Annotated in this window: 14 protein-coding genes; 8 read left to right on the forward strand and 6 right to left on the reverse strand. The window is 69.6% G+C overall.

Going from position 1 to position 26,377, the window contains the following annotated elements:
• Positions 1-62: 62 nt before the first annotated feature.
• Together ACIQR3_RS26965 and acnA are read right to left on the reverse strand one after the other, a co-directional pair.
• Positions 63-920, reverse strand: coding sequence for a family 16 glycosylhydrolase (locus tag ACIQR3_RS26965; protein WP_403543214.1), 858 nt, complete (start codon positions 918-920; stop codon positions 63-65).
• Positions 921-1,015: 95 nt separating this feature from the next.
• Positions 1,016-3,730 (reverse strand): aconitate hydratase AcnA, encoded by a 2,715-nt coding sequence (acnA, locus tag ACIQR3_RS26970; protein ID WP_403543215.1) that lies wholly within the window; start codon positions 3,728-3,730, stop codon positions 1,016-1,018.
• Between the two features lie 314 nt (positions 3,731-4,044).
• Here acnA and ACIQR3_RS26975 point away from each other — a divergent pair, with 314 nt between their 5' ends.
• Positions 4,045-4,242, forward strand: a complete 198-nt coding sequence (locus tag ACIQR3_RS26975) for a DUF4236 domain-containing protein (protein WP_403543216.1) — start codon at positions 4,045-4,047, stop codon at positions 4,240-4,242.
• A gap of 87 nt (positions 4,243-4,329) precedes the next feature.
• Complete coding sequence (locus tag ACIQR3_RS26980) at positions 4,330-5,859, forward strand: helix-turn-helix domain-containing protein (RefSeq protein ID WP_403543217.1); 1,530 nt, start codon at positions 4,330-4,332, stop codon at positions 5,857-5,859.
• A gap of 336 nt (positions 5,860-6,195) precedes the next feature.
• Here ACIQR3_RS26980 and ACIQR3_RS26985 read toward each other — a convergent pair whose 3' ends face one another.
• Entirely contained in the window at positions 6,196-6,441 is a 246-nt protein-coding gene (locus ACIQR3_RS26985) for a hypothetical protein (protein ID WP_403543218.1), read from the reverse strand.
• Positions 6,442-6,776: 335 nt separating this feature from the next.
• Between ACIQR3_RS26985 and ACIQR3_RS26990 the strand changes: the two genes are divergently transcribed.
• On the forward strand, positions 6,777-7,058 hold the full coding sequence (locus ACIQR3_RS26990) for a hypothetical protein (protein WP_403543219.1): 282 nt from the start codon (positions 6,777-6,779) through the stop codon (positions 7,056-7,058).
• A 107-nt stretch (positions 7,059-7,165) separates the two neighbouring features.
• Here the strand turns inward: ACIQR3_RS26990 and ACIQR3_RS26995 are convergent, their stop codons facing one another.
• The 3 genes from ACIQR3_RS26995 to ACIQR3_RS27005 are packed head-to-tail and all read right to left on the reverse strand — an operon-like array spanning position 7,166 to position 10,399.
• Positions 7,166-8,104 (reverse strand): hypothetical protein, encoded by a 939-nt coding sequence (locus ACIQR3_RS26995; protein ID WP_403543220.1) that lies wholly within the window; start codon positions 8,102-8,104, stop codon positions 7,166-7,168.
• 16 nt (positions 8,105-8,120) lie between these two features.
• On the reverse strand, positions 8,121-9,236 hold the full coding sequence (locus ACIQR3_RS27000) for a DUF3696 domain-containing protein (protein WP_403543221.1): 1,116 nt from the start codon (positions 9,234-9,236) through the stop codon (positions 8,121-8,123).
• Positions 9,233-10,399: a DUF262 domain-containing protein gene (locus tag ACIQR3_RS27005; RefSeq protein WP_403543222.1), complete on the reverse strand. Its 1,167-nt coding sequence runs from the start codon at positions 10,397-10,399 to the stop codon at positions 9,233-9,235. The genes ACIQR3_RS27000 and ACIQR3_RS27005 overlap by 4 nt, the downstream gene beginning before the upstream one ends.
• A 170-nt stretch (positions 10,400-10,569) precedes the next feature.
• Between ACIQR3_RS27005 and ACIQR3_RS27010 the strand changes: the two genes are divergently transcribed.
• Genes ACIQR3_RS27010 through ACIQR3_RS27030 form a run of 5 tightly spaced genes read left to right on the forward strand, consistent with a single transcriptional unit; the run spans position 10,570 to position 26,345 of the window.
• Positions 10,570-16,995, forward strand: a complete 6,426-nt coding sequence (locus ACIQR3_RS27010) for a protein kinase (RefSeq protein ID WP_403543223.1) — start codon at positions 10,570-10,572, stop codon at positions 16,993-16,995.
• Positions 16,996-17,041: 46 nt separating this feature from the next.
• The gene (locus ACIQR3_RS27015; RefSeq protein WP_403543224.1) at positions 17,042-19,987 is read left to right on the forward strand and encodes a DEAD/DEAH box helicase; all 2,946 of its coding nucleotides are present in this window, start codon (positions 17,042-17,044) and stop codon (positions 19,985-19,987) included.
• Positions 19,987-24,150, forward strand: coding sequence for an Eco57I restriction-modification methylase domain-containing protein (locus ACIQR3_RS27020; protein ID WP_403543225.1), 4,164 nt, complete (start codon positions 19,987-19,989; stop codon positions 24,148-24,150). The genes ACIQR3_RS27015 and ACIQR3_RS27020 overlap by 1 nt, the downstream gene beginning before the upstream one ends.
• 15 nt (positions 24,151-24,165) lie before the next feature.
• Positions 24,166-24,648 (forward strand): hypothetical protein, encoded by a 483-nt coding sequence (locus ACIQR3_RS27025; protein ID WP_403543226.1) that lies wholly within the window; start codon positions 24,166-24,168, stop codon positions 24,646-24,648.
• 50 nt (positions 24,649-24,698) lie between these two features.
• On the forward strand, positions 24,699-26,345 hold the full coding sequence (locus tag ACIQR3_RS27030; protein WP_403543227.1) for a hypothetical protein: 1,647 nt from the start codon (positions 24,699-24,701) through the stop codon (positions 26,343-26,345).
• Positions 26,346-26,377 lie beyond the last annotated feature (32 nt).

The following is a 26,377-nucleotide window of genomic DNA, read 5'->3' on the forward strand; positions in this document are numbered from 1 at the left end:
CGGCGGCGGCCGGGCGGGCCCTTCCGGTGCGACCGGGCGGGCCGTCCGCGCAGGTCGCGGAGTCAGGCGTGGCCCTCGCCGTAGAAGCGCACGTAGTCGACCGTCATCGTCGCCGGGGCGGGTGTCGAGTCGTCGGGGTCGCCGGGCCAGTCGCCGCCGACGGCGACGTTGAGCAGCAGGTGCATGTCCTGCTCGAAGACCCAGTCGTCGGGGTCGGGCAGCTTCGACGGGGTCAGCGTGAGGTAGGGGTCTCCGTCGACGGACCAGGTGATCCGGTGCGGCTCCTTGTCGACGGCGTAGGTGTGGAACGCCTCCGAGGCGTCGGCCGGGAGGGTGGTGGAGCCGCCGATGCCGTTCTCGTTGTAGTACGTCGGCCCGTGCGCGGTGCCGTACACCGTCCGCGGTTCGCCGCCGACCACCTCGCAGATGTCGATCTCGCCCTGTCCGGGCCACTCGACTCCGTTGTCGCCCAGCATCCAGATCGCCGGGAGCAGCCCCGTGCCGGTGGGTATCTTCGCGCGGACCTCGACGCGTCCTCGGCTGAGCGCGACCTTGCCCTCGGTGGTCAGGCGGGCCGACGTCCAGGGGCAGAACCGCTGCGTGTGACAGGGCAGTTCGGAGCCGTCGGGGGCGGGCCGGGCCGAGATCAGGAGGTGGCCGGTGCCGTCGAGGGCGGAGTTGGCCGCGTCGTCGGTGTAGTACTGCAGTTCGTTGTTGCCCCACCCTTCGGCTTCCTGGTTCCCGGTCTCGGTGTTCCAGGACGCCGCCGCCGGCCGGGCGCCCTTCGCCCCGTCGAACTCGGCCTGCCAGAAAGGGGTTTCGGCGTCCGGGGCGGAGGAGGGGTCCGCCGGGGCGGTGCCGCATCCGCTGAGCAGTGCGCCCAGCGCCAGGACGAGTGCCAGGCGGATACGTCGGTTCATCGCGCCGTTCCTGAGGGTGGGGGGTGTCGCACACGACGGGCCGTGTCCTCCGGCGGCACCGGAGGACACGGCCCTCGGCCGCGCTGCCCGACCGCTTACTTGCGGATCAGGCTGCGCAGCACGTACTGCATGATGCCGCCGTTGCGGTAGTAGTCCGCCTCGCCGGGAGTGTCGATGCGGACGACCGCGTCGAACTCGACGCCGGTGTCGGTGGTGACCTTCACCGTGCGCGGGGTGGTGCCGTTGTTCAGCTCGGTGACGCCGGAGATGGAGAAGGTCTCCTCACCGGTCAGGCCGAGGGAGTCGGCGGACTGGCCCTCGGGGAACTGGAGCGGCAGGACGCCCATGCCGATGAGGTTGGAGCGGTGGATGCGCTCGTACGACTCGGTGATGACGGCCTTGACGCCGAGCAGCGCGGTGCCCTTGGCGGCCCAGTCGCGGGACGAGCCGGAGCCGTACTCCTTGCCGCCCAGGATGACGAGCGGGATGCCCTGCTCGATGTAGTTGCGCGAGGCGTCGTAGATGAACGACACCGGGGCGTCGGGCTGGGTGAAGTCGCGGGTGTAGCCGCCCTCGGTGCCCGGCGCGATCTGGTTGCGCAGGCGGATGTTGGCGAACGTGCCGCGGATCATGACCTCGTGGTTGCCGCGGCGGGCGCCGTAGCTGTTGAAGTCGCGGCGCTCGACGCCGTGCTCCGTGAGGTACTTGCCGGCCGGGGTGTCGGCCTTGATGGCGCCGGCGGGCGAGATGTGGTCCGTGGTCACCGAGTCGCCGAGCTTGGCCAGGACGCGGGCGCCGGAGATGTCCGAGACCGGGGTGGTCTCCATCGTCATGCCCTCGAAGTACGGGGGCTTGCGGACGTAGGTGGACTCGCTGTCCCACTCGAAGGTGTTGCCGGTGGGGATGGACAGCGCCTGCCACTGGGCGTCACCGGCGAAGACGTCGGAGTAGGACTTGGAGAACATGTCCTCGCCGATGGCGCCGGCCACGACCTCCTCGACCTCCGCCTCGGACGGCCAGATGTCCTTGAGGAAGACCGGGTTGCCGTCCTGGTCGGTGCCCAGGGCGTCCTTGGTGATGTCCACCTTCATGGAACCGGCGATCGCGTAGGCGACGACCAGCGGCGGGGAGGCCAGGTAGTTCATCTTGACGTCGGGGTTGATACGGCCCTCGAAGTTCCGGTTGCCGGAGAGGACCGAGGTGACGGCGAGGTCGTGGTCGTTGACCGCCTTGGAGACCTCCTCCGGCAGCGGGCCGGAGTTGCCGATGCAGGTGGTGCAGCCGTAGCCGACGAGGTTGAAGCCGACCTTGTCGAGGTAGGGGGTCAGGCCCGCCTTCTCGAAGTAGTCGGTGACGACCTTGGAGCCCGGGGCCAGGGTGGTCTTGACCCACGGCTTGCGGGTCAGGCCCTTCTCCACGGCCTTCTTCGCGACCAGCGCGGCGGCGACCATGACGTACGGGTTGGAGGTGTTGGTGCAGGAGGTGATGGCCGCGACCGTCACCGCACCGTGGTCCAGCTCGTAGGTGGTGCCGTCGGGGGCGGTCACCTGGACCGGGTTGGACGGCACGCCGTTGGTGACGGCGGGGGCGTCGGAGGCCGGGAAGGACTCCTGGCCCGCCTCGTCCACGCTGTCGACGTAGTTGCGGACGTCCTGCTTGAACTGCTCGGCCGCGTTCGCCAGGACGATGCGGTCCTGCGGGCGCTTCGGGCCGGCGATCGACGGGACGACCGTCGACAGGTCCAGCTCCAGCTTCTCGGAGAAGTCGGGCTCGGCGGCCGGGTCCAGCCAGAGGCCCTGCTCCTTGGCGTACGCCTCGACCAGGGCGACCTGCTGGTCGCTGCGGCCGGTCAGACGCAGGTAGTTCAGGGTCTCGTCGTCGATCGGGAAGATCGCGGCGGTGGAGCCGAACTCCGGCGACATGTTGCCGATGGTGGCGCGGTTGGCGAGGCTCGTGGCCGCCACGCCCTCGCCGTAGAACTCGACGAACTTGCCGACGACACCGTGCTTGCGCAGCATCTCGGTGATGGTGAGCACCAGGTCGGTGGCGGTGGTGCCGGGCTTGAGCTCACCGGTCAGCTTGAAGCCGACGACGCGCGGGATGAGCATGGAGACCGGCTGGCCGAGCATCGCGGCCTCGGCCTCGATGCCGCCGACGCCCCAGCCGAGGACGCCGAGGCCGTTGACCATGGTGGTGTGCGAGTCGGTGCCGACCAGCGTGTCCGGGTACGCCTTGCCATCGCGGACCATCACCACGCGGGCGAGCTTCTCGATGTTCACCTGGTGGACGATGCCGGTGCCCGGCGGGACGACCTTGAAGTCGTCGAAGGCGGTCTGGCCCCAGCGCAGGAACTGGTAGCGCTCGCGGTTGCGGCCGTACTCCAGGTCGACGTTCTGCTTGAAGGCGTCGGGGGTGCCGAACTTGTCGGCGATGACGGAGTGGTCGATGACCATCTCGGCCGGGGAGAGCGGGTTGATCTTGTTCGGGTCGCCGCCCAGCTCCTTGACGGCCTCACGCATGGTGGCGAGGTCCACGACGCAGGGGACGCCGGTGAAGTCCTGCATGATCACACGGGCGGGCGTGAACTGGATCTCTTCGGACGGCTGGGCCTGCGAGTCCCAGCCGCCGAGGGCGCGGATGTGGTCGGCGGTGATGTTCGCGCCGTCCTCGGTGCGGAGCAGGTTCTCCAGCAGCACCTTCAGGCTGTAGGGAAGGCGCGCGGAGCCCTCGACCTTGTCCAGCCGGAAGATCTCGTACGACTCGTCGCCCACCTGCAGCGTGCTGCGGGCGTCGAAGCTGTTCGCCGACACGACAGTCTCCTTCATTCATGTGCGCGTACCACCGCATCCTGCCGCCACGCCGCCCTGGCGGATCCGCTAAGGTAAGGCTAAGTTAGGTAACCCTTACTGGAGCGGGTCCGGGGCGGCGACCGCAGTACGCCTCGGCAGATATCTCGATGTCGAGATAACTCTAGTACATGGGGGCGGAACGGTCATGCCCGGACCCGGTGTGGCGTGCGCCCCACACCCACCCCTGCCCGGGTGACCCACGGGGCCATCAGTACGCCGAACGGGGGTAACCGACTTGTGCCGGGGTCCCCCGGCGCGACTCGGAAGGAGGCACGATGCCCCTCACGTTCCGCAAGAGTTTCCGGATACTTCCCGGAGTGCGCCTGAACATCAACAAGCGGTCCTGGTCCATCACCACCGGCGGCCGGAACGGCCCCCGCCACACCCACAGCAGCACGGGACGCCGTACGACGTCGATGGATCTGCCCGGACCGTTCGGCTGGCGCCGCACCCGCACCACCGGGCGCCGCTGACCGACCGTCACCTCGCCGATCCCACGTTCGCCACCCGAACAGACCCCCCAAGAGGCGCCATCTCATATCTGAGATAGCCTCAACCTCATGGCAGACGACTACCTCGTACGCATCGGCAAGCTCATCCGCGACGCCCGGCAGCACCGCGGCTGGACGCAGTCACAGCTCGCGGAGGCGCTCGGCACCAGTCAGAGCGCGGTCAACCGGATCGAACGCGGCAACCAGAACATCAGCCTTGAGATGATCGCCCGGATCGGCGAGGCGCTGGACAGCGAGATCGTCTCTCTGGGCTACGCGGGACCGATGCACCTGCGGGTGGTCGGCGGCCGGCGCCTCTCCGGCGCCATCGACGTCAAGACGAGCAAGAACGCGTGTGTGGCGCTGCTGTGCGGCTCGCTGCTCAACAAGGGCCGCACGGTACTGCGCCGGGTCGCGCGCATCGAGGAGGTCTACCGCCTCCTGGAGGTGCTGAACTCCATCGGCGTGCGCACCCGCTGGATCAACGACGGCGTGGACCTGGAGATCGTGCCGCCGGCCGAGTTCGACATGGACGCCATCGACGCCGAGGCGGCGGTGCGCACCCGCTCCATCATCATGTTCCTGGGCCCGCTGCTGCACCGCATGGACCGCTTCAAGCTGCCCTACGCCGGCGGCTGCGACCTCGGCACCCGCACCATCGAGCCGCACATGATCGCGCTGCGCCGCTTCGGCCTGGACGTCGCCGCCACGGAGGGCCAGTACCACGCGGTGGTCGACCGCGGCGTCCGCCCCGGCCGCCCCATCGTCCTGACCGAACGCGGCGACACGGTCACGGAGAACGCCCTCCTCGCGGCCGCCCGCCACGACGGCGTCACCGTCATCCGCAACGCCTCCTCCAACTACATGGTCCAGGACCTCTGCTTCTTCCTGGAGGCACTGGGCGTGCGGGTCGAGGGCATCGGCACCACGACCCTCACCGTGCACGGCGTCCCGGTCATCGACGTGGACGTCGACTACTCCCCCTCCGAGGACCCGGTCGAGGCGATGAGCCTGCTGGCCGCGGCGGTCGTCACGGAGTCGGAACTGACGGTCCGTCGCGTCCCCATCGAGTTCCTGGAGATCGAGCTGGCGGTCCTGGAGGAGATGGGCCTCGACCACGACCGCACCCCGGAGTACTTCGCCGACAACGGCCGCACCCGCCTGGTCGACCTCACGGTCCGCCCCTCCAAACTGGAGGCGCCGATCGACAAGATCCACCCCATGCCCTTCCCGGGCCTGAACATCGACAACGTCCCGTTCTTCGCGGCGATCGCCGCCTCCGCCCAGGGCAAGACCCTCATCCACGACTGGGTCTACGACAACCGCGCGATCTACCTGACGGACCTGAACCGGTTGGGCGGTCGCCTCCAACTCCTCGACCCCCACCGCGTCCTGGTAGAGGGCCCGACCCGCTGGCGCGCCGCCGAGATGATGTGCCCGCCGGCCCTGCGCCCGGCGGTGGTGGTCCTGCTGGCGATGATGGCGGCGGAGGGGACGTCGGTGCTGCGGAACGTGTATGTCATCAACCGGGGTTACGAGGATCTGGCGGAGCGGTTGAACTCGATCGGGGCGCAGATCGAGATCTTCCGGGATATCTGAGGGCTGCTGCTGCCGCATCCGGCCTGCCCTGCGTACATGAGGGGGTCAGGGCGGGTGTGGCGGCAGTCTGGGTTTGGCAGCACTGGTGTCATCCCGGTCGCTCAGAACACCGCTACCGTCATCTGGCATGCCAAGTGGGCCTATGTACACAGGCGTTGTGTGAAATCGAGCGGCTCATCGGGCACACGGGGGCGATCCCAGGGCAGTGCAGCAAGAGAAGTCGCGTGGTCGCACCACTGAGCGCAAGGAATCAGGCGGCTGGTTCGTCCAACGGCCGGACTTGCCGGGCGAAGCCTCCCGGCGGCAATCGCTGGAGCCTGGCGGATGCGATCACGCTCAGTTCCCCGTATCCACTGGCTTTCTCCGGTGGATACGCCGTGCAGCGCACCGACTCGTGAACCACTTCAGCCAGAACCTCGACGTCTCCACCGAGAACCCGCGACCGTGGTCGGCGTCGCCGCCGTCCCCCGAGTCGGCGCAGAAGTCCTCAGCTGGGAGGAACACGTGCTGGAGAAGCTCGGCTATCCGCCCGCTTTCCCGTGTCCGCCCAGCCACGGGGAGGAACGCCAAGAGGACGTCCACGAGGAGATTATTGGGCGGCCGATCGCCCAGAGCCCGTCCCGCAAGGGTCGTCGTGGTGGCACAAAGCAGTGGTCCTGCTGGTTCCCGGCATCGTCTCCGGCGTAGTCGGGACCTGGGCCACGGGCTGGTTCGGCGACGACCAGGATCGTCCCTCCGACATCGCCGGACAGCCGATCGTCGAGACGCCCGTGAGCAGGCGGCCGGGAGCAGTCACCGACTCGGCCTCTCTGCCGTCCAACCCCGATCTCACTGCGCCACGCGTGTGCAGGCCGTAGGGGTCCGTGGAGTGGACTCCCTGCGCACGCGTCACCGAGGGCTCGGTCCAGTTCGGTGTCATGGCGCGCACTGCCGGTGGACGCCAGGCACTGCGGCTACGTCTCGGATATGTGCGCATCCAGCAACTCGCACCGTGCGGAGCCGCGGACAGCGACGGCGTCACCGCGACGCTGGATGCCGGGAAGACCATGTGGCTGACGGTCGAGGGGTGCTCTGTGGCCCGCGTCCACGCCGCGATGCAGACTCAGGTCGAGGTGGCGGCGAGCGAGGGCTCCTTCTCGGAAGCGTCGCGCCCGCCTACCTTGCACATCCAGCCGGACGGCTCGGTGAGGACCTCGTAGCCCGACCGAGCGGCCAAGTCCTCCCCGCAACCTCCGTTGACCTTGCCCACCGGCAGCAGGGCTTGGGAAAGCGTCAGTCCCTCGGGCCGGCGGAGCCCGCGAAGCATTCAGGTGTCCAGATGATCCGCGAAGATGCCGATGAGGACGCGACCGCCGAGGCGCGTGTCGGGCAGGCTGAAGTGGACGCGATTGCGGTGCCGCTCCTTCTTGCCGTGCCACTCGCAGCGATAGGTCTCCCCCTCGTGGTCGACATCCCGCTGCCTCATGACCGACGGTTTGGCTCTGGTGTTGGGACTCTCGGGAGACAGGTCCAGGCCGAAGCGTCCCAGTTCCGCCTGCACCTGGTGCGGCTGCCCGGAGTGCCGTACCAGAGCATCGGCGAAATGGTCGTGCACCACGCACAGGACCCGTACAACCCAGTCACGCATTTCGGAGTACGTGCCGTCGAACTTACGGAAGGTGAGGGAGTCGGCGAAGACCAGGTGCGGGAAAGCTTGGCGGGCACGGGCCAGGAAGTCCGGCTCCGCGATGTCCTCCCGCGCGAAGAGGTCACGCCAGAACTCGCAGAGGGCAGAGGCATCGACGAGGTGGAAGACCTCCAGGCCGACCGGCTCACCCGTCGTCCCGTCGGCCGCGGACACGAGGAGCCAGCCGCGCCGGTCCCTGGCCGGGAAACCGAGGCACGCAACGTGTCGGCCCTGCCGTGCCCACGACCAGGCGTAGCAGAGGGACCAGGCAAGTTCCTCCGCAGTCCCCGCCACCTCGACCTGGTCGGGCAGGCCAGGGACATCCGCGTCCCAGGCGGGGCAGCGGTCCATGAGGCGGATCATTCTCAGCCGTGCGTCACGTCCGGCGCGCGGCGTCCGGCCTTCGTACAGTACGTCGTACAGCTCCCGGTCGTCGGCGCAATCCACCTCCATCCAGAACGGTGATGCAGCCACCGTCTGCTGTTCCGACACTGTCTCCAGCGCATCGCTGAAGTCGTCGAGCAGATCCGTCAACCGCTCCTCCGTCAGCCCCCTGAAGTCGAAGGACGATTCGTCCACGACGACCCGGTACGGTTCACCGCCCCCTGCGCCTGGCACGTGCCAGCCTCCCCAGGTCCTGCTCGATCTGATCGAAGAATCCTTGCGGCCACTCAGTCAGTTCACCCTTCATGGTGAACTCGATGGGTACGGAACCGGCCTCTTCCGCACCGAAGTAGTGCACGATCGCGTCCTCGGGTCGCAGGACCCGTTCCTCTGCCACGGCCAGCCTGACTCCATTGAGCACATGATCACTGTGCGTCTCGACGATCACCTGGGCTCCGGCACCGGCCACCCGGGCCAAGAACCGGCCCAGTTTCGACTGACCGCCGGGATGGAGGTGTGCCTCCGGGTTCTCGACGATCAGCAGGTCCCCGGGAGCAGTGAGAAGACCGGCCACGATCACGGGCAGGGCATAGGAGAACCCGAATCCCATGTTGGCCGGGCGCATGGGCTCGCCCAGCAGCCCCGGTTCGTGGAAGCGGATGGTGCTGGCCGTAATGCCGGGCGGCCACTGCGCGGTGATCTTGATAGGCCGGATGATGTCGGAGGCCCAGGTCTCCACCTGTGTCCGCATAGTGGTGACGTTGTGCGTAGACCGGGTCGCGGGGTGGAGCAGTGGTTCACGCACGGCCCGGGTGTCGTGCAGGGCCAGTACCTGGGCGGTGTATTCACCCTGCACCCCGACTCCGAGTAAGGCGGGGTGGTCCGCTGAGACTCCCAGCTGATCGCGCGGTCCCAGCCGTTCGGCACACAGATAGGTGAACGCGCTTCCCAGGCCCCGCAGTCCGCCCGGTGGCAGCGCACTGACTTCGTCGGCGGCTTCCAGATAGAGCGCCTGCTCGTCGGGGACGGTGAATCGGTGCGTGCTCGGCGGCCCACCGTCGTCGCCGCCGACTTCCACCACGATGGTCGAGTCCGGGGCATCCGGGTGCAGTACCTCGTGTGCTTCCCCCAGGGCGAGTCCGTAAGGACCGTTGAGCTGGACCACTCCGCCGATCGGTGCGTCCACGAGCTGGCGGGTCAGGAGCAGGCTCTGGATGGTGGTGCTCTTCCCCGTGCCGTTGAGACCCGTGAGCACGGTGAGAGGGCGCAGCGAGAAGGAGGCGTCAGTGAAACGCTTGAAATGCCGGACGCGCAGGGAGGTGATCACTTGCCGGCCTCGGCTGCGCGGGCGGTCGCCTCGAACCGGTACCTCACCCGGCTGACGTCGCCCGTGGAGGAGGTGATGGCCTCCAGGTAGCGGTAATCGTTGGTCATCAATTCACGGGCGGCCGCGACGATCGCCTCGCGACGCCGCTCCAGGTCCGCGGCCTCGTACTCGGCGAGGGTGATGGACCAGGTCTCGAAGAGGGCCCGGTTGATAGGGTTCCGGCCGATCGCGTACAGCGGCCATTTGCGGAACGCCTGGTCGCCGAAGACCAGCCGCGCGTTCTCCATGGCCTTGCGGAAAGCGGACAGGAGCGCGTCGATCCTGGCGTCCGTGTGCTCGACACTGTCCAGCACGGTGGTGGTGCGCTGAAGGAAGGAGTCCATCGCGGCGTACTTCGCGTACCCCTCGGCTCCCATCAGCCAGAACGCGGCGAAACGCAGGGCCATCTCCCGGTCGTTCATCCGGATGTGGCCACCCATGTGATTGGTCGCCGCGTTGAACTCCACCGTGGTGGTCATCATCCGCAGGATGGTCCGGCTGCTCTTCTTGCTCATGCAGTGTCGGATCTCCTGCGCGTTCAGTGGCGTACCGCCCGTGTTGATGCGCTTGAAGATGTCGTACATGACATCCGCGGGAGTCGTCGGGTCGATCACATTCGTGACGATCTGGGTGTTGTAGATGCGCCGCTTCCACGGGGCGGGGAGGTCTTCGAAGCGCTTTCCCTCCACCGCGCTCTGCAAGTACTCCAGGCGCTGCAGCGTGAATCCTCGCTCGTCTCCCCCACGCACGAAGTCATGGATGGTCGACAGGCGCTGCAACCCGTCGACCACACGCATGAGCCCGTCGGTGTCCTCGGCGAAGTAGAAGGCAGGCAGCGGGATCTGCAGCAGCACGGACTCGATGAGACGGGACTTCTGCACCGGCTTCCACACCCGCCCGCGCTGGAAGTCCGGGGCGAGTTCCAGCGACCCGTCCTCGATCATGTCCAGGGCGTTGCGCAGGGAGAACTGCTTGGTGTTGACCCTGATCTGCTCCGGGTCCCACGGCCGGTCGATCTCCGGTGGCGCGTCGTCCGCCTCGGTCTCCGCCTCGACTCCGGTACCCGTGTCGAGGAAGTGCTCCTCCGTGATCTTCGGCGGCTCTGGGATGTCCGAGGTCGTCATGGATCGATCGTAGCCCTCCCGCTTCGTCGGGAGCCTGCCGCTAATCGGACCTCGATATTGCATGCGTTGACAACGTCAACGGACACCTGCCATCCTCGTCGACTGGCGACGGTATACGCTCCCTACGGGATGTACCTGCCAGGTATACGACGGGTGAAGGGGGAGGGCCGGTGGGGCTGGACACGGTCGACGGACGGTTCCGGATCGTGGGGATCCTGGGGCGCGGAAACATGGGCGAGGTGCACCGGGCCGAAGACCTCCGCGCCGCTCCGGACTCCCCTCACCGGGAGGTCGCGCTCAAGACGGTGCTGCGCGGCCGGACGGGTGTCGCCGTCGCCGCTTCCGGGTCCGGCAAGGAGATCGACCGCTTCCGCCGCGAAGTGCGGATCATGCGGATGCTCTCCCAGGGCCACCCGAACCTCACCCTGCTGATCGACGGCGGCGTGGACCCGGCGCCGGGCGGCAGCGGCCTGCCCTATCTGGCCATGGAACTGCTGGACGGTCATCCGCTCGCGGACCTCATCGACGAGGAACCGCAACTGCCGGTCTCCTGGGTCGCCGCCATCGGGGCGCAGATCGCCGCCGGGCTCACGGCCGCGCACACCGCCGGGGTCGTCCACCGCGACCTGAAGCCGGCGAACGTGATGCTGACCGGCGACGGCACCGTCAAGATCCTGGACTTCGGCATGGGCTCGGTCGTGGACGACCCCGACCAGACGCGGCTGACGAGCACGGGCGTCAGCGTCGGCACGGCCCGTTACATGGCGCCCGAGCAGTTCCGCGCCGAACGGATCTCGGCCTCCGCGGACCTCTACGCGCTCGGCTGCATCCTGTACGAGTTGCTGATCGGCCGTCCGCCGTTTTCCGCCCGGACCCCCTACGAACTGTCCGAACAGCACCAGCACGAGAAGCCTCCGCAGCTGAGCCTGGTCCGCCCGGACCTGCCTGCCGAGCTGGTCCGGCTGGTGAACCGGCTCCTGGAGAAGGACGCCGAACACCGCCCCGAGCATGCCTCCCTCGTCCGTGAGGCACTGCTCCCGCTCGCGTCGGCGCCGGACGACACGCCGGCCCTGCTGGCCCCGCACTGGCAGGTGACGGACCCGGTGGCACGGCTGCGCGCCCTGGTCCCCCCGCCCACCGCGGCGGCACCCGCGCCCGTGCCACGCAGGGAGCCGCGGCTGCCCGAGGCGATGGACGTCTTCGGTATCCATGCCGACCTGATCGGTGAGTACGAGAGCTTCACCAAAAGCGCGACGGTCATCCGGGACGCGCGTATCGCCGGCTTCGTCGAGGACGACCTGGCTGCGAAGTCCCAGTGGCCCGACCCGTGGCTGTCGCTGAACCCGTTCTTCGCCGACGGCGGCCAGGTCACCGACCTCGTGCGGGACGGGGTACTGCATCCCAGATGCGCGGAGATCTTCCAGGCCGGCAAGGAGGAGACATCACCGCGCCCGGACGGCCGCCCCCTGACCTTCCACCTCCACCAGCGGCAGGCGATCGAGGCCGCACAGGCCGGCGACTCCTACGTCCTCACCACCGGCACCGGCTCCGGCAAATCCCTGTCGTACATCGTCCCGATCGTCGACCGGGTACTGAGGGAGCGTCAGGCAGCGGGGCCGGACGCGGGCGGCCGGGTGCGGGCGATCGTCGTCTACCCCATGAACGCGCTGGCCAACTCGCAGCTGGGTGAGCTGGAGAAGTACCTGCGGTACGGGTTCGGGGCGGGCCGTGAGCCGGTCACCTTCGCCCGGTACACCGGCCAGGAGTCCGAGGAGGACCGCAAGAAGCTGCGCAAGGACCCGCCGGACATCCTGCTGACCAACTACGTGATGCTGGAGCTGATGCTGACCCGGCCGGACGACCGGGACAGCCTGATCCACATGGCCGAGGGGCTGCAGTTCCTCGTCTTCGACGAGCTGCACACCTACCGGGGCCGGCAGGGCGCGGATGTGGCGTTCCTGATCCGCCGGGTCCGGGAGGCGTGCCGGGCCTCGGCGACCCTGCAATGCATCGGCACCTCGGCGACCATGTCCACCGAGGGCTCCTGGGAGGACCAGCGGCGCGAGGTGGCCAGGGTCGCCGGCCGGCTGTTCGGTACGACGGTGCTGCCGAAGCGGATCATCGGCGAGACCCTGGTGCGGGCGACCGGGGAGGCACCCGAGACCGTGCCCGCCGAGCGGCTGCGGGTGCCGGCGGCGCCCCGCTCGTACGAGGCGCTGACGAAGGACCCGCTGGCCCGCTGGGTGGAATCCCGGTTCGGGCTGGAGCGCGAGAAGGGCACAGGACGGCTGCGCCGCTGTGCGCCGGACACCATCGAGAAGGCGGCCACCGAGCTGGCCGCCGAGTCCGGGGTGGCCGAGGACAGCGTGCGGGAGGCGATCCGCACGACCCTGGAGGCGGGTGCGCAGGCCAAGCATCCGGTGACGGAGCGGCCGTTGTTCGCGTTCCGCCTGCACCAGTTCCTCTCCAAGGGTGACACCGTGTACACGACCCTTGAGGATCCGCTCGCCAGGCCGCTCACCCGCGTCTACCAGCTGGAGCAGCCGGACAGTGACGGCAAGCCGCTGTTCCCGTTGGCGTTCTGCCGTGAGTGCGGCCAGGAGTATCTGACCGTCTGGCGCACCGAGGAGGGCGGCACGTTCCGGTACGAGCCGCGCCGGGACACCTCCGCGTCCGGCGGGCGGGCGGGCGAGGGGTACTTGTACGTGGGCGTGCCCGGGGAGGACTACGAGTGGCCGGCCGATCCGCAGATCGCGGTGGACGACCGGCGGCTGCCCGAGTCGTGGCTGGAGCAGGACGCCCAGGGTCTGACGGTCGTCAAGAAGTCCTACCGGCCGCGGGTACCCAAGCGCGTCGTCGTGGACGCCCGTGGGGACGAGTCGGGCGAGGGCCTGGTGGCGGCGTTCGTCCCGGCGCCCTTCCTCTTCTGTCTGCACTGCCAGGTCTCCTACGAGCAGACCCGCGGCCGGGACTTCGCCAAGCTGGCCACGCTGGACCAGGAGGGCCGCTCGTCGGCGACCTCGCTGATCTCCGCGTCGATCGTGAAGTCCCTGCGGGCGGTGCCGAAGGAGAGCCTGGGCAAGGAGGCGCGCAAGCTCCTCACCTTCGTCGACAACCGGCAGGACGCCTCGCTGCAGGCCGGGCACTTCAACGACTTCGCCCAGGTGACCCAGTTGCGCGGCGCGCTGTACCGGGCCGCGGCGGACGCCGGTGAGGAGGGCCTGCGGCACGACGACCTCGCCGAGGCCGTCACCACGGTGATGGGCCTGACGCCCCGTGAGTACGCACTCGGTACGGATCTGCCGCCGTCCTTGGAGCGCAGGGCTCTGAAGGTGTTCCGGGACGTCGTCGGCTACCGCCTCTACCGCGACCTGGAGCGCGGCTGGCGCGTCACGATGCCGAACCTGGAGCAGACGGGGCTGTTGCGGATCGACTACGAGGACCTGGACTGGATCGCCGCCCAGGACGGGCGCTGGCAGGCGGCGCACGCCGTGCTGCGAGACGCCGACCCGGCTCTGCGCGCGGAGGTCTCCCGTACGCTGCTCGACTTCATGCGGCGCGCACTCGCCATCGACGTGCAGTACTTCCGCGACGATTTCGACACCCTCCAGCGGGCCAGCGAGGAGCGTCTGGCCGGACCGTGGGTGCTGGGTGAGAGCGACCGGCCGGCCGTCGGCACCGCCTACCCGTACGGTTCCCGGCCCGGCATGGAGCGCTCCGCGCTGTTCCTGTCGGCCCGCGGCAAGTTCGGCAAGTACCTGCGCCGGAACATGCCCGAACTGCGCGAGCCCAAGGGTTCCCTGGAGGACGTCCAGGCCGTCATCGACGATCTGCTCAAGGTGCTGCGCGACGCGGAGCTGGTACGTGAGGTGGACGCGGCTCCGGAGCACTCCGGTCCGGCCTTCCGCCGCCGTGCGGGGCAGAAGCGCACCGGCTACCGGGTGTCGGCCGCCGCCCTGGTCTGGCGGGCCGGAACCGGTGAGCGGGGCGCGGTCGATCCGCTGGCGCGCACCTACAGCAGCGGCGAAGGCCCGCGCGTCAACCCGTTCTTCCGCGACCTGTACCGCACCGCCGCCGCGGAACTGGCCGGCCTGTACGCGCGGGAGCACACCGCGCAGGTCCTTCCGGAGGACCGGCGGGAGCGGGAGCAGCAGTTCAGCAAAGCCGAACTCCCTTTGCTGTACTGCTCGCCGACCATGGAGCTGGGCGTGGACATCTCCTCGCTCAACGCCGTCATGATGCGCAACGTGCCGCCGACCCCGGCGAACTACGCGCAGCGCTCGGGCCGGGCCGGCCGTTCCGGTCAGCCCGCGCTGGTCACCACGTACTGCGCAACGGGCAACAGCCACGACCAGTACTACTTCCGCAAGTCCAAGGACATGGTGTCGGGGCAGGTGGCCCCGCCGCGCCTGGACCTCGCCAACGAGGACCTGGTCCGCTCCCACCTGCAGGGCATCTGGCTGGCGGCGACCGGTATGAAGCTCGGCAAGGCGATCCCGGAGGTCATCGACGTCGCCTACGACCCGGACGGCGGCGACCGGCCCGACCCGCGGATGCCGCTGCCTCTCCTTTCCCACATCAGCGACAGGTGCTGGGACGAGGACGCCCGTGCCCGCGCGGTCGTCACCGCCCGTACCGTCCTCGCCCCGCTGATCGCGGACTTCGAGTCGACCACCTGGTGGTACGACGAGTGGATCGAGGACCGGGTCGAGCGGGCCCCGGGCGAGTTCGACGCCGCCTTCGACCGGTGGCGGGACCTGTTCCGGGCGGCCGTCATCGACCAGTACGAACAGAACCGGCGCGTCGTCGACCACACCCTCTCGCAGGGCGAGCAGACCCGGGCGCGTACCCGCCGCCGGGAAGCCGAGACACAGACGAACCTGCTGCTGAACCGCTCGGTCGACAGCAAGTCGATGATGAGTGACTTCAACCCGTACCGCTATCTGGCCTCCGAGGGCTTCCTGCCCGGCTACAGCTTCCCGCGGCTGCCGCTGGCGGCCTACATCCCGCGCTCCGGCAACCGCCGCAACGCCGACGGCGACTATCTGCAGCGTCCCCGCTTCCTCGCGATCCGCGAGTTCGGCCCCGGCGCGCTGATCTACCACGAGGGCGCCCGCTACCAGGTCACCCGGGTCCAGCTGCCGCCGGACGCCTCGGGCGAACTGGCGACGGCGGAAGCCCGGCGCTGCGGCGGCTGCGGTTACCACTACGCAGTGAAGCCCGGCTCCGACAAGTGCGCGATGTGCGGGGAGGAACTGCGTACCAAGCGCACCGGCCTGCTCCACCTGCACACCGTGTACACCACGCCACGCGAGCGGATCTCCTCCGACGAGGAGGAGCGCCGCCGCGCCGGCTTCCGGCTGGAGACGTCGTACGCGTTCCAGGACCACGGGGTCCGCAAGGGCCGCCTCACCTCGCACGTCACCGACGCCGACGACGCGCCCGTACTCGACCTGGACTACGGCGACTCGGCGACCGTTCGCATCACCAACCTCGGCCGCGTCCGCGACAAGGAGGGCGAGCCGGACGGCTATTGGCTGGACCTGGGCGACGGCCGCTGGCTCAACGACCGGGCCGCCGCAGACGCCATCGAGGGCACCGGCATGCCGGTGGTCGACGAGGACGGCAACGAGAAGCGTCGCAAGAAGCGGGTCCTGCCCTACGTCGAGGACCGCCGCAACATCCTCGTGGTCACCCTGGACGAGCCACAGCCCGAGCCGGTGGCGCTCTCGTTCCTGTACGCGCTGGAGCGGGGCATCGAGGCGGCGTTCGAGCTGGAGGACTCCGAGCTGACCGCGGAGCTGCTGCCCCCGGACGACGGCCCGCGCCGCCGTCTGCTGTTCACGGAGGCCGCCGAGGGCGGCGCGGGGGTGCTGCGCCGCATCCAGCATGACAAGGACGCCCTCGCCAAGGCCGCCCGGACCGCCTTGGAGATCTGCCACTTCGATCCGGACACGGGCGAGGACACGGGCGGTCCGACCGAGGACGAGCGGTGTGCCCGCGGCTGCTACGCCTGTCTGCTGACCTACGCCAACCAGACCCACCACCGTCAGCTGAGCCGGCACGCCGCCCGCCCGCTGCTGTTGCGGCTGGCCGGTGCCCGGACGGTCCGGGAGGACCGCGGCGAGTCCCGCAGCGAGCGGTTCCGCAGGCTGGCCCCGGCGGTGGAGAACGCGCCCGCGGTCTCCGGCGGTACGTCGCCGGCGAGCACGTCCGCCACGGCCGGCGGCTCGGCGGCCGCAAGCGCGTCCACCGGTACGTCGCCGTCCTCGCCCACCCCCGTGGAGGCGGACCTGGCCGCTCTTGTGGCGCGGGGCGACCTGCTCGGGTGGCTGCGGGCGAAGGGGTACCGGCTGCCGGACGAGGCGGGCGTGCTCGTCCCGGAGGCGGGGGCCTGCCCCGACCTCGTTTTCCACCTGGACGGCGCCGACCTCGCCGTCTTCGTCGACCTGCCCGGCCACCCGGCCGACTCCACCCGTGACATCGAGGCGGGCTACCGGCTGGAGGAGGCCGGATGGGACGTCCTGCGCTTCCCGGCGGACGCGGACTGGGACGCCATCATCGACCTCAACGCGGCCTACTTCCGCCTCCGCTGACGGCCGGCCGCCCTCGATCACCCCTACCTAGGAACCGAGAGATCTCATGAGCGTCACTTACCCAGCCGGCTCGCTGGTCGCCGCCCGTGGCCGGGAATGGGTCGTCCTGCCCGAGAGCGGCACCGACATGCTGGTGCTGCGTCCGCTGGGTGGCAGCGAGGACGACATCGCGGCCGTCTTCCCCGCGTTCGAGGACGTGCGCTCGGCCGAGTTCGCGGCGCCGAGCCCGGCCGACCTGGGCGACCAGCGCGCCGCCGGCCTGTTGCGCACGGCGCTGCGCATCGGGTTCCGGTCGGGCGCGGGCCCGTTCCGCTCCCTGGCGTCGATCGCCGTGGAGCCGCGCGCCTACCAGCTGGTGCCGCTGCTGATGGCGTTGCGGCAGCGCACGGTGCGCCTGCTGATCTCGGACGACGTGGGCATCGGCAAGACGGTCGAGGCGGGTCTGATCGCCAAGGAGCTGCTCGCGCAGGGCGAGGCGGCCCGGCTGGCCGTGCTGTGCTCCCCGGCCCTCGCCGAGCAGTGGCAGTCCGAGCTGCGGGAGAAGTTCGGCATCGACGCCGAACTGGTCCTGGCCTCCACGGTGTCGCGTCTGGAGCGGGGGCTGCAGCTGGGCGAGTCGCTCTTCGACAAGCACCCGTTCACGATCATCTCGACGGACTTCATCAAGTCCACCCGGCACCGTGAGGACTTCGTCAAGCACTGCCCCGACCTGGTGATCGTCGACGAGGCCCACGCGTGCGTGGCCGCCGACGAAGCCGGGCAGCAGGGCACGTCGTCGGCCTCGAACCAGCTCCGGTACGAACTGCTGCGCCGGATCTCCGCCGACGCCGATCGTCATCTGCTGCTGCTGACGGCGACTCCGCACTCCGGCAAGGAGTCCGCGTTCCGCAACCTGCTCGGCCTGGTACGGCCCGAACTGGCGACGCTGGACCTGGAGACGGCGGCCGGGCGGGCGAGGCTCGCCGAGCACTTCGTGGCCCGCAAGCGCGCCGACGTCCGCGACTACCTCACCAAGGAGGACGGCCTCGCCGACGACTCCCTGGCCGAGCGGACCGCCTTCCCGTCGGACCGCTGGACCAAGGACGAGCCGTACAAGCTGTCCCCCGCCTACCGGGCGCTGCTCGACGACGCCATCGCCTACGCTCGGGACCGGGTCGCGGCGGCGGACGAGCAGGGCAAACGGGAGGCCCGTATCGCCTGGTGGTCGGTGATCGCGCTGCTGCGTTCGATGGTGTCCTCGCCGGCCGCCGCCGCGCAGACCCTGAAGACCCGCTCGGAGTCGGCCGCCGCCCGCACCGCGATCGAAGCGGACGTGCTGGGCGCTCCGGTGGCGGCCGACTCGGCGGAGAACGACCGGCTGGAGGGCATGGATGTCGCCCCGGGCGCCGCCGAGTCGGAGGAAGCGGGCGCCCGGCTGCTGGAGCTGGCCGAGCGGGCGGAGGCGCTCGTCGGTCCGGCCGAGGACGCCAAGCTGAAGGCCCTGACCCGGCACCTGAAGAGCCTGATCGCCGACGGCTACCACCCGATCGTCTTCTGCCGCTACATCCCCACGGCCGAATACCTCGCCGAGCAGCTCGACGGCAAGCTCGGCAAGAAGACGAAGCTCGCCGCCGTCACCGGCACGCTGTCGCCGCAGCAACGCCTCGCGCGCATCGAGCAGCTGGCCGCCGAAGCCGCCGAGGAGGACGGCGACCCGGCCGTACGCCGGGTGCTGATCGCCACCGACTGCCTCTCCGAGGGCGTCAACCTCCAGCACCACTTCGACGCCGTCGTCCACTACGACCTGGCCTGGAACCCGACCCGCCACGACCAGCGCGAGGGCCGCGTCGACCGCTACGGCCAGAAGCGCGACCAGGTCCGGGTCATCACCATGTACGGCGAGGACAACGGCATCGACGGCAAGGTCCTGGAGGTGCTGTTCAAGAAGCACCGGCAGATCAAGAAGGACCTGGGCATCTCCGTCTCCGTTCCTGACGAGACCGCGTCCGGGGTCACCGACGCCGTCGTGGAGTGGCTGCTGCTGCACGGGCGGCAGGGCAGCCAGGAGAGCCTGTTCGACCTCGACACCCGGCAGGAGTCCTTCGACCGGATCGAGCGGGAGTGGACCTCGGCGGCCGAGCGGGAGAAGACGTCCCGTTCCAAGTACGCCCAGCGGGCCATCCACCCCGAGGAGGTGGCCCGGGAGGTGGCCGCCGTACGGGCCGCACTGGGTGGCGCCGACGAGGTCCGCGACTTCGCCCTGGAGGCGCTGCGCGACCTGGACGCCGTGGTCCGCGACCCCCGCGACGGCACCGGCGACTTCACCGCCCAGGTCGGCGGCACCCCGGCCGGTCTGCGGGACGCGCTCGCCGCCGCGCTGGGCAGCCGGCCCGTCGAGGAGGACCGCGCGATCCCGTTCCGCACCACGCCGGCCATCGCCCGCGGCGAGGTCGCGCTGGTCCGCACCGACCCGGCGATCGGCGCCGTCGCCTCGTACGTCCTCGACGCGGCGCTGGACGCGAACGCCCTCGGCCCGCGCCCGGCCCGCCGCTGCGGTGTGGTGACCACGGACGCGGTGACAAAACTGACGACCCTCCTGCTGGTCCGCTACCGCTTCCATCTGACGCTGCCCTCCCGGAGCGGGGACCGGCAGATCGTCGCCGAGGACGCGCGGCTCCTCGCCTTCGAGGGCATGCCGGCCCGCGCCCGCTGGCTGGACGACGACGCGGCGGACGCGCTGCTGTCGGCGCGGGCCACCGCGAACACGCACGAGCAGCGGGTCCGCAACCAGATCGGCCGCACCCTGGCCGGCCTGCCGGAGCTGTCCGCGCACCTCACCGAGTACGGCACCCAGTTGGCCGCCGAGCTGGACGCCTCGCACCGCCGGGTCCGCAAGGCCAACGAGGAGATCGTCCGCGGCCTGAAAGTCGTCCCGCAGGAGTCCGCCGACGTCCTCGGCGTCTACGTCTACCTGCCGCCCGCCGCCTCTACCGCCTCCGGAGCCGAAGCCTGATGTCCGCCGCCCCTCGCACCGCCCTGACCTTCACCGCCGTCACCACGGTCGGCGGTCTGCTGCCCCCCGACATGCTGCTGCGCATCGCCGAGGCACGGAACCTGCCGGGCACCAGATCCGCCGACTACGGCCTGCCCGCCTCCGTCGCCGTCCGCGACGAGGCCGAGCGCGCCTGGGAGTACCTCAAGCCGCTCTGGCGCGACCTGCGCACCGCCCTGCCCTCCGACCCGAAGACCGGCGCCCCCGCCGCCGACCCCACCGGCCGGGCCGGCACCGACTGGCTCGCCCAGCTCTTCCGCAAGCTGGACTTCGGCGCACTGACGGAGGTCGACCCGACCGGCATCCCCGCCGACTCCGACCCGGACAAGCGCTTCCCGGTCTCCCACCGCCACGGCCCCGCCCTCCTCCACCTCATCCCGTGGAACCAGGAGCTGGACAAGCGCCCCTCCCCCGGCGAGGTACCGGCCCAGTCCATGCTCCAGGACTGCCTCAACCGCACGGAGTCCCACCTCTGGGCGGCCCTCACCAACGGCCGCAGCCTGCGCCTGCTGCGCGACTCGTCGTCCTTCGCCACCGCCGCGTACGTCGAGTTCGACCTGGAGGCGATCTTCGACGGGGAGCTGTTCAGCGAGTTCGTACTGCTGTACTGCGTGCTGCACGCGTCGCGGTTCGCGGTGGCGGAGGGGGCGGCGCCCTCGGGGTGCTGGCTGGAGAAGTGGCGGACGGTCGCCATCGAGTCCGGCAGCCGGGCGCTGGACCACTTCCGCGACGGCGTCCAGGCAGCCCTCACCGTGCTGGGCACCGGCTTCCTGAGCCACCCGCAGAACGCCCGGCTCCGCGAACACCTCGACGTCCACGCCTTCCAGACGGCCCTCCTCCGGCTCGTCTACCGCATGATCTTCCTCTTCGTCGCCGAGGACCGGAACGCCCTGCTCGACCCCGACGCGGACGACCTGACCCGCGACCGCTTCGCCCGCTACTTCTCCACCGCCCGGCTGCGCCGCCACGCCCTGCGCCGCCTGGGCACCGCCCACGACGACCGCTATCGCGCCCTGGAGCTCCTCATCGAGGCGCTGGGCTCGGAGAAGGGCCGCCCCGAGCTGGGCCTGAAGGGACTCGGCGGCCTCTTCAACGACACCCCCGCGGACGAGCCCCTGCGCGGGGCGCGGCTGGCCAACCGCCACCTGTTCGAGGCTGTCAAGCACCTGGCCCGGGTGCGTGACGCGGGCTCGGCCCGCTGGCGCCCCGTCGACTACCTGCACATGGGCGCCGAGGAACTCGGTTCGGTCTACGAGGCACTGCTGGAGCTGGTGCCCAAGCACAGCGCCGCCGACCGCACCTTCGAACTCGTCGACCGCATCGGCAACGACCGCAAGAAGACCGGCAGTTACTACACCCCGACCGCGCTCACCGAGACGCTCCTCGACTCGACGCTGAACCCGGTGATAGACGACGCCGTCAAGCGCGGGGAGCAGCGCGCAAGCGCCGAGGGCCGCGTCGACCCCGCCGACACGATCGTCGAGGAACTCCTCTCCCTCACGGTCTGCGACCCCGCCTGCGGCTCGGGCCACTTCCTGGTGGCGGCGGCCCGCCGGATCGCCAAGCGGGTGGCGGCGGTCCGCGAACGCAACCCCGAGCCCACGGCGGACGCGGTGGCGGACGCTCTCCGGGAGGTCGTCGCCCGCTGCCTGTACGGCGTGGACCTCAACCCCATGGCCGTCGAGCTGGCCAAGGTGTCCCTGTGGCTGGAGGCCATGAAGGCCGGCCGCCCCCTCGGGTTCCTCGACTCCCACATCAAGCACGGCAACGGCCTCATCGGGGCGACCCCGGCCCTGATGCGGGACGGCATCCCGGACCGGGCGTTCAAGAAGACCGAGGGTGACGACGACGGCTGGGCCCGGCAGCTGATGGCCCGCAACACGGAGGAACGCCGGGGTCAGGGCGGCCTGTTCGAGATCGAGACGGAGACCAAGGTCGCCAACGCGTCCTTCGCCCAGGGACTGCGCCGGATCACCGCCGCACCGGACGGCGATCTCGCCGCCGTCCGCCGCAAGGAGGCCGACTTCCGCAAGTGGTCCGACTCGGCCGAGTACCGGCACGCCCTGCACGTCGCGAACGCGTGGTGCGCGGCCTTCGTCTGGCACAAGCGGGAGGACGCGCCGCCGGCCGTCACCCACAAGATGTTCCGGGGGCTGGAGGACCCGGAGGGCGACGCGGCGCCCAAGTCGACGCACGTCGAGATCGAGCGCCTGCGGGACCAGTACGCCTTCTTCCACTGGCACCTGGAGTTCCCCGAGGTGTTCACGGTCCCGGAGGACGGCGACGCGTCGGCGGGTACGGGGGCGGTCGATCCGGTGACGGGGTGGGCCGGGGGGTTCTCCTGCGTGGTGGGGAATCCGCCGTGGGACAAGGTTGACTTCGAGGACAAGAAGTACTTCAGCGTCGTCAACCCCGACATCGCGGAGATCGCCGGCACGGCCCGGCGTACGCGTATCGCCGAGTGGGAGCAGGAGCACCCGGAGGCCGGGAAGCGATACCGGGAGGCGCGGCGCGCGGTCAAGGGGACGTTCCATTTCGCGGGGGACTCGGGGGTGTTCCCGCTGTGCGCGAAGGGGCTGACGGTCAAGGGGGTCACCATGATCCAGACCGACACCCTGTTCGCTGAGCGGATGGCCACCGTCGTCGCGCCCGAGGGACGGTTCGGCGTGATCCTGCCGACGGTAATCGCAACGGGCGCGGGTTCCCAGCATCTGTTCGGTGACTTCACGCGGCGGGGGGTTCTGGCCTCGCTCTACGACTTCGAGAACCGGCGACCGAAGTCAGCGGTGCTGCCCAAGGGCGGCAAGTGGTTCGAGAGCGTAGATTCCCGCTACAAGTTCTGCCTGCTCACCCTCACCGGCCGGGCCGCGCAGGCGGACGCCAGTCGCGTCGGCTTCTTCCTGTCCGACGTCACGGACCTGGAGAACCCGAACCGGGTATTCGCTCTCGACCCGGACGATCTCGCCAGGATCAATCCCAACACGGGCACACTGCCAGTGTTTCGGACTCAGCGCGACGCAGACATTACGGCTGGCGTGTATCGGCGTGTTCCCGTGCTGCGGAACGAGAAGCGCAGAGACGGAAACCCTTGGAACATGGCGTTCAAAGCAACCTTTTTCCATACAACAGACGACTCTGACCTATTCCGAAGCCGAGAACGGCTTGAGGCCGAGGGATGGGAGCTGCGGGGTAACGTCTTCGAGCGGGGCAAGGAACGGATGCTGCCGCTGTACGAGGGCAAGATGGTCCATCTTTTCGACCATCGCTGGAACTCGTACACCGGTACAGGCAACGAGGAGCACCGTCGCATCGGCGGCTCCGAGAAATCCGATCCCGCGGCGTACGCTGATCCGCGGTACTGGGTCCTTGAAAACGGCCCCATCTCCACAGTGCGCAAGGGCAAGGTTACGGAGGAGCGCGCCGTCGGTGAACGTCTGGCTGACATGCACTGGCGACACGAGTGGCTCCTCGGCTGGCGCGATGTATGCCGCACGACGGATGAACGAACGGCCATCCCGGCTTTCCTTCCGAGGACAGCGGTGGTCGAAACGCTCCCGCTCATGTTGCCTGAGGTATCTCCATCCTTGGTATCTGCGCTGATCGCCGCTCAGTCCTCTCTGATTTTTGACTTCGTGAGCCGTCAGAAAATCAACGGCGCTCACATGAAGCTATATACCTGGAAGCAGCTCCCCGTCCCCACCCCCACCACCCTCGAACCCCACCTCCCCTTCCTCCTCCCCCGCGTCCTCGAACTCGTCTACACGGCGTACGACATGACGCCCCTCGCCCGCGACCTGGGCGACGAAGGCGAACCGTTCCATTGGGACGAGACCCGCCGCGCCCACCTGCGCGCCGAGCTGGACGCCTACTTCTTCCACCTCTACGGGATTTCCCGCGAGGACACCGACTACGTCCTGGAGTCCTTCCAGTCACCGACCGGCGGCCTCAAGAACAACGAGATCGCCAAGTTCGGCGAGTACCGCACCAAGCGGCTCGTCCTCGCCGAGTACGACCGCATGGCCGACGCCGGTCTGTCCCTGGAGAGGCCGCTCGCCGAAAGCAACGCCGGCACCTACCGCTCCACCCTCACCCCGCCCCCCGGCCAGGGCCCCCGGCACGGGTAGGGAGGGCGACCGAAGGTGGTCCGCAGAAGTCAGTCCAGTAACCCGCGCTCGGTCGTCGTCCTGACCTCGGGCGCGGACTGGGGTACCCGTGCGGCCGGGCAACGGCGCAGCAGTGGGGCCGAGTCGCCGATCCCCCGGCGTCAGCCAGCGAAGATCAAGGCATTGCAGCAGACCATCGGAATCGCTCGTACGGCGATCAACAACAAGCGGTGGCACCAGGCGCGTTACGCGCTCAGCCGGGCCCGGGCCCTCGCCAACGCCCTTCCCGGCAACGTGGCCGTCCAGGAGCGCGAGCACCTTTCGGCGCTCCGCAAGAAGTACGCGGCACGCAACACCCCGGCAACGAAGAACGCCAAGCAAGCCAAGCCAGCACCAGCCAGGCGTACAAAAGTGAAGAAGCGCACGACGCAGAAGCCGAAACCCGCCCCTGTTCGCGAGCTTGGCGACCGCTTCATCAGCCGTGCGGCCCTCGGCTACGAACCGACCGACAAGGCCTGAGACAACGTCAAGCTCGCCCGCCTCGAACCCAACCCCCGCGAGGAGCGCTCATGGAACCACGCGGCTACCGCATGGTGGTCTCGACCGAACTCAACTACGTCAAGGCATGCGGCATAGCGGAGCGGCACCTGCTCGACTGGATCCGCGGCAAGGGGTACGACCCGTCCGGGCTGGACGAGGGGCGGACCGAAATCGCCCCGCACGCCACTCTCGACCGTGACTCGGAAGGCGGCCGCAAGGGCGCGTACAGCCGGTGGCGCATGCGCGAAACACCCACCGCGACCTCGGGCACCTGGCAGTCCACGCTCATCGTGCGCTCCGGTCTTGAGGAGGACGCGGGCCGTACGTGGGTGCAGGTCGACATCGAGCACCAGCCGGCCCGCGAAGGAGTCGTTCCCAAGCGCGCCAACACACCGAACATCGTCCGTTCTCTCCTGGACGCGCTGGAGGCACGTGACGCACACGCCGACGTCGCTGCCGCGCCCACCTTCATCGAGGCCGAGGACGTCGACGACGCCATCGAGGAGTTGTGCGACAGCAACCGGCGGATGCCCGTCGTCATCGCCACGGTGCCGTACGGGAAGGACCCCGACGACTGGTCGCGGACGGTCGTCGAACCACTCTTCCACTATCTGCACGGACTGGCCGTACTGTACGTGCTCACACCCGAAGCACAGGCCAAGTTCAACGCCGCGCTGGAGTACCACCCCGTGTTCGGAGGTGGCGTCCGCACCTACCTGCCGGGGCTCGATCCCGCCTGGAAACCCGACGCACAACGTCACCCCGTCATGTCGCGCCGCACCATCGAGGCCGCCCCTCGCCGTGCCGCCTCCCTACTCGCGGCCCTCCCCCAACGCCTGTCCTCACGGCACCCACTGCCCCCGGCGCTGCTCAGCATCCCGCGCCACCGCACTCGCCCCCGCTCGACCGCGGACGGCACGGACGTCGTTCAGCTCCGCTCCGAGAACGCGGTGCTGACCGCCTTGGTGGACGAGGCGGAGCTTGCGGAAGCCATCCGGGTCGACGAGATCAACGACCTGTACGCGGAACTCGCGAAGGCGGACCAGGCCAGCAACGAACTGCGCGGCGAGAACGAAGAACTGTACGACAAGGTTCAGGAGTCCCAGCGGCTCATACGCTTCCTGCGTGACCGGCTCCAGGAGGCGGGGCAGTTCACCGACGCGCACACGCCGGCCGTCGCCGCGGACATCACCTACCCGACGACGTTCTCCGAGCTGCTCGACGGGCTGGGCGAGCTGCCCGGCATCTCGTTCACCGGGAACCCGAAAATCACCCGGTCCCTCGACAGCCAGTCGGTGGACAACTGGCTGCACGTCGCCTGGGACGGGCTACTGGCTCTGGATCACTTCGCCCGGTCCTCCGCAGACGGCGCGACCTCCGGCGACTTCCTGAGCTGGTGCAAGTCCGACGCCTCCAGCACCTTTCCGTTCCCGGCGGCCAAGGTGGCCATGCGCGAGTCGGACACCGTCGCCCGCAAAGCGAAACTGCGCGCCGAGCGCATGCTCCCGGTTCCGGAGGCGGTGGATCCCGACGGCCGGGTCTTCATGCAGGCCCACCTGAAAATCGGCGGAGGCAACACCATCGCCCCGCGCCTGCACTTCTACGACGACTGCCCTCGCTCCGGAAAGGTCTACGTCGGCTACCTCGGCCCGCACCTGCGCAACACCCTCACCTGAGGCCAACCCGGAAGATGTGCCGCCCGGCACGC

It is taken from the genome of Streptomyces sp. NPDC090994, from assembly GCF_044768905.1.
Taxonomy (GTDB): domain Bacteria; phylum Actinomycetota; class Actinomycetes; order Streptomycetales; family Streptomycetaceae; genus Streptomyces.

Excerpts from the sequence above, each read along its gene's own strand:
- ACIQR3_RS26965 (WP_403543214.1), bottom strand. The coding sequence starts at position 920 with ATGAACCGACGTATCCGCCTGGCACTCGTCCTGGCGCTGGGCGCACTG.
- ACIQR3_RS26975 (WP_403543216.1), top strand. The coding sequence starts at position 4,045 with ATGCCCCTCACGTTCCGCAAGAGTTTCCGGATACTTCCCGGAGTGCGC.
- ACIQR3_RS26980 (WP_403543217.1), top strand. The coding sequence starts at position 4,330 with ATGGCAGACGACTACCTCGTACGCATCGGCAAGCTCATCCGCGACGCC.
- ACIQR3_RS26990 (WP_403543219.1), top strand. The coding sequence starts at position 6,777 with ATGGCGCGCACTGCCGGTGGACGCCAGGCACTGCGGCTACGTCTCGGA.
- ACIQR3_RS27005 (WP_403543222.1), bottom strand. The coding sequence starts at position 10,399 with ATGACGACCTCGGACATCCCAGAGCCGCCGAAGATCACGGAGGAGCAC.
- ACIQR3_RS27015 (WP_403543224.1), top strand. The coding sequence starts at position 17,042 with ATGAGCGTCACTTACCCAGCCGGCTCGCTGGTCGCCGCCCGTGGCCGG.
- ACIQR3_RS27020 (WP_403543225.1), top strand. The coding sequence starts at position 19,987 with ATGTCCGCCGCCCCTCGCACCGCCCTGACCTTCACCGCCGTCACCACG.
- ACIQR3_RS27030 (WP_403543227.1), top strand. The coding sequence starts at position 24,699 with ATGGAACCACGCGGCTACCGCATGGTGGTCTCGACCGAACTCAACTAC.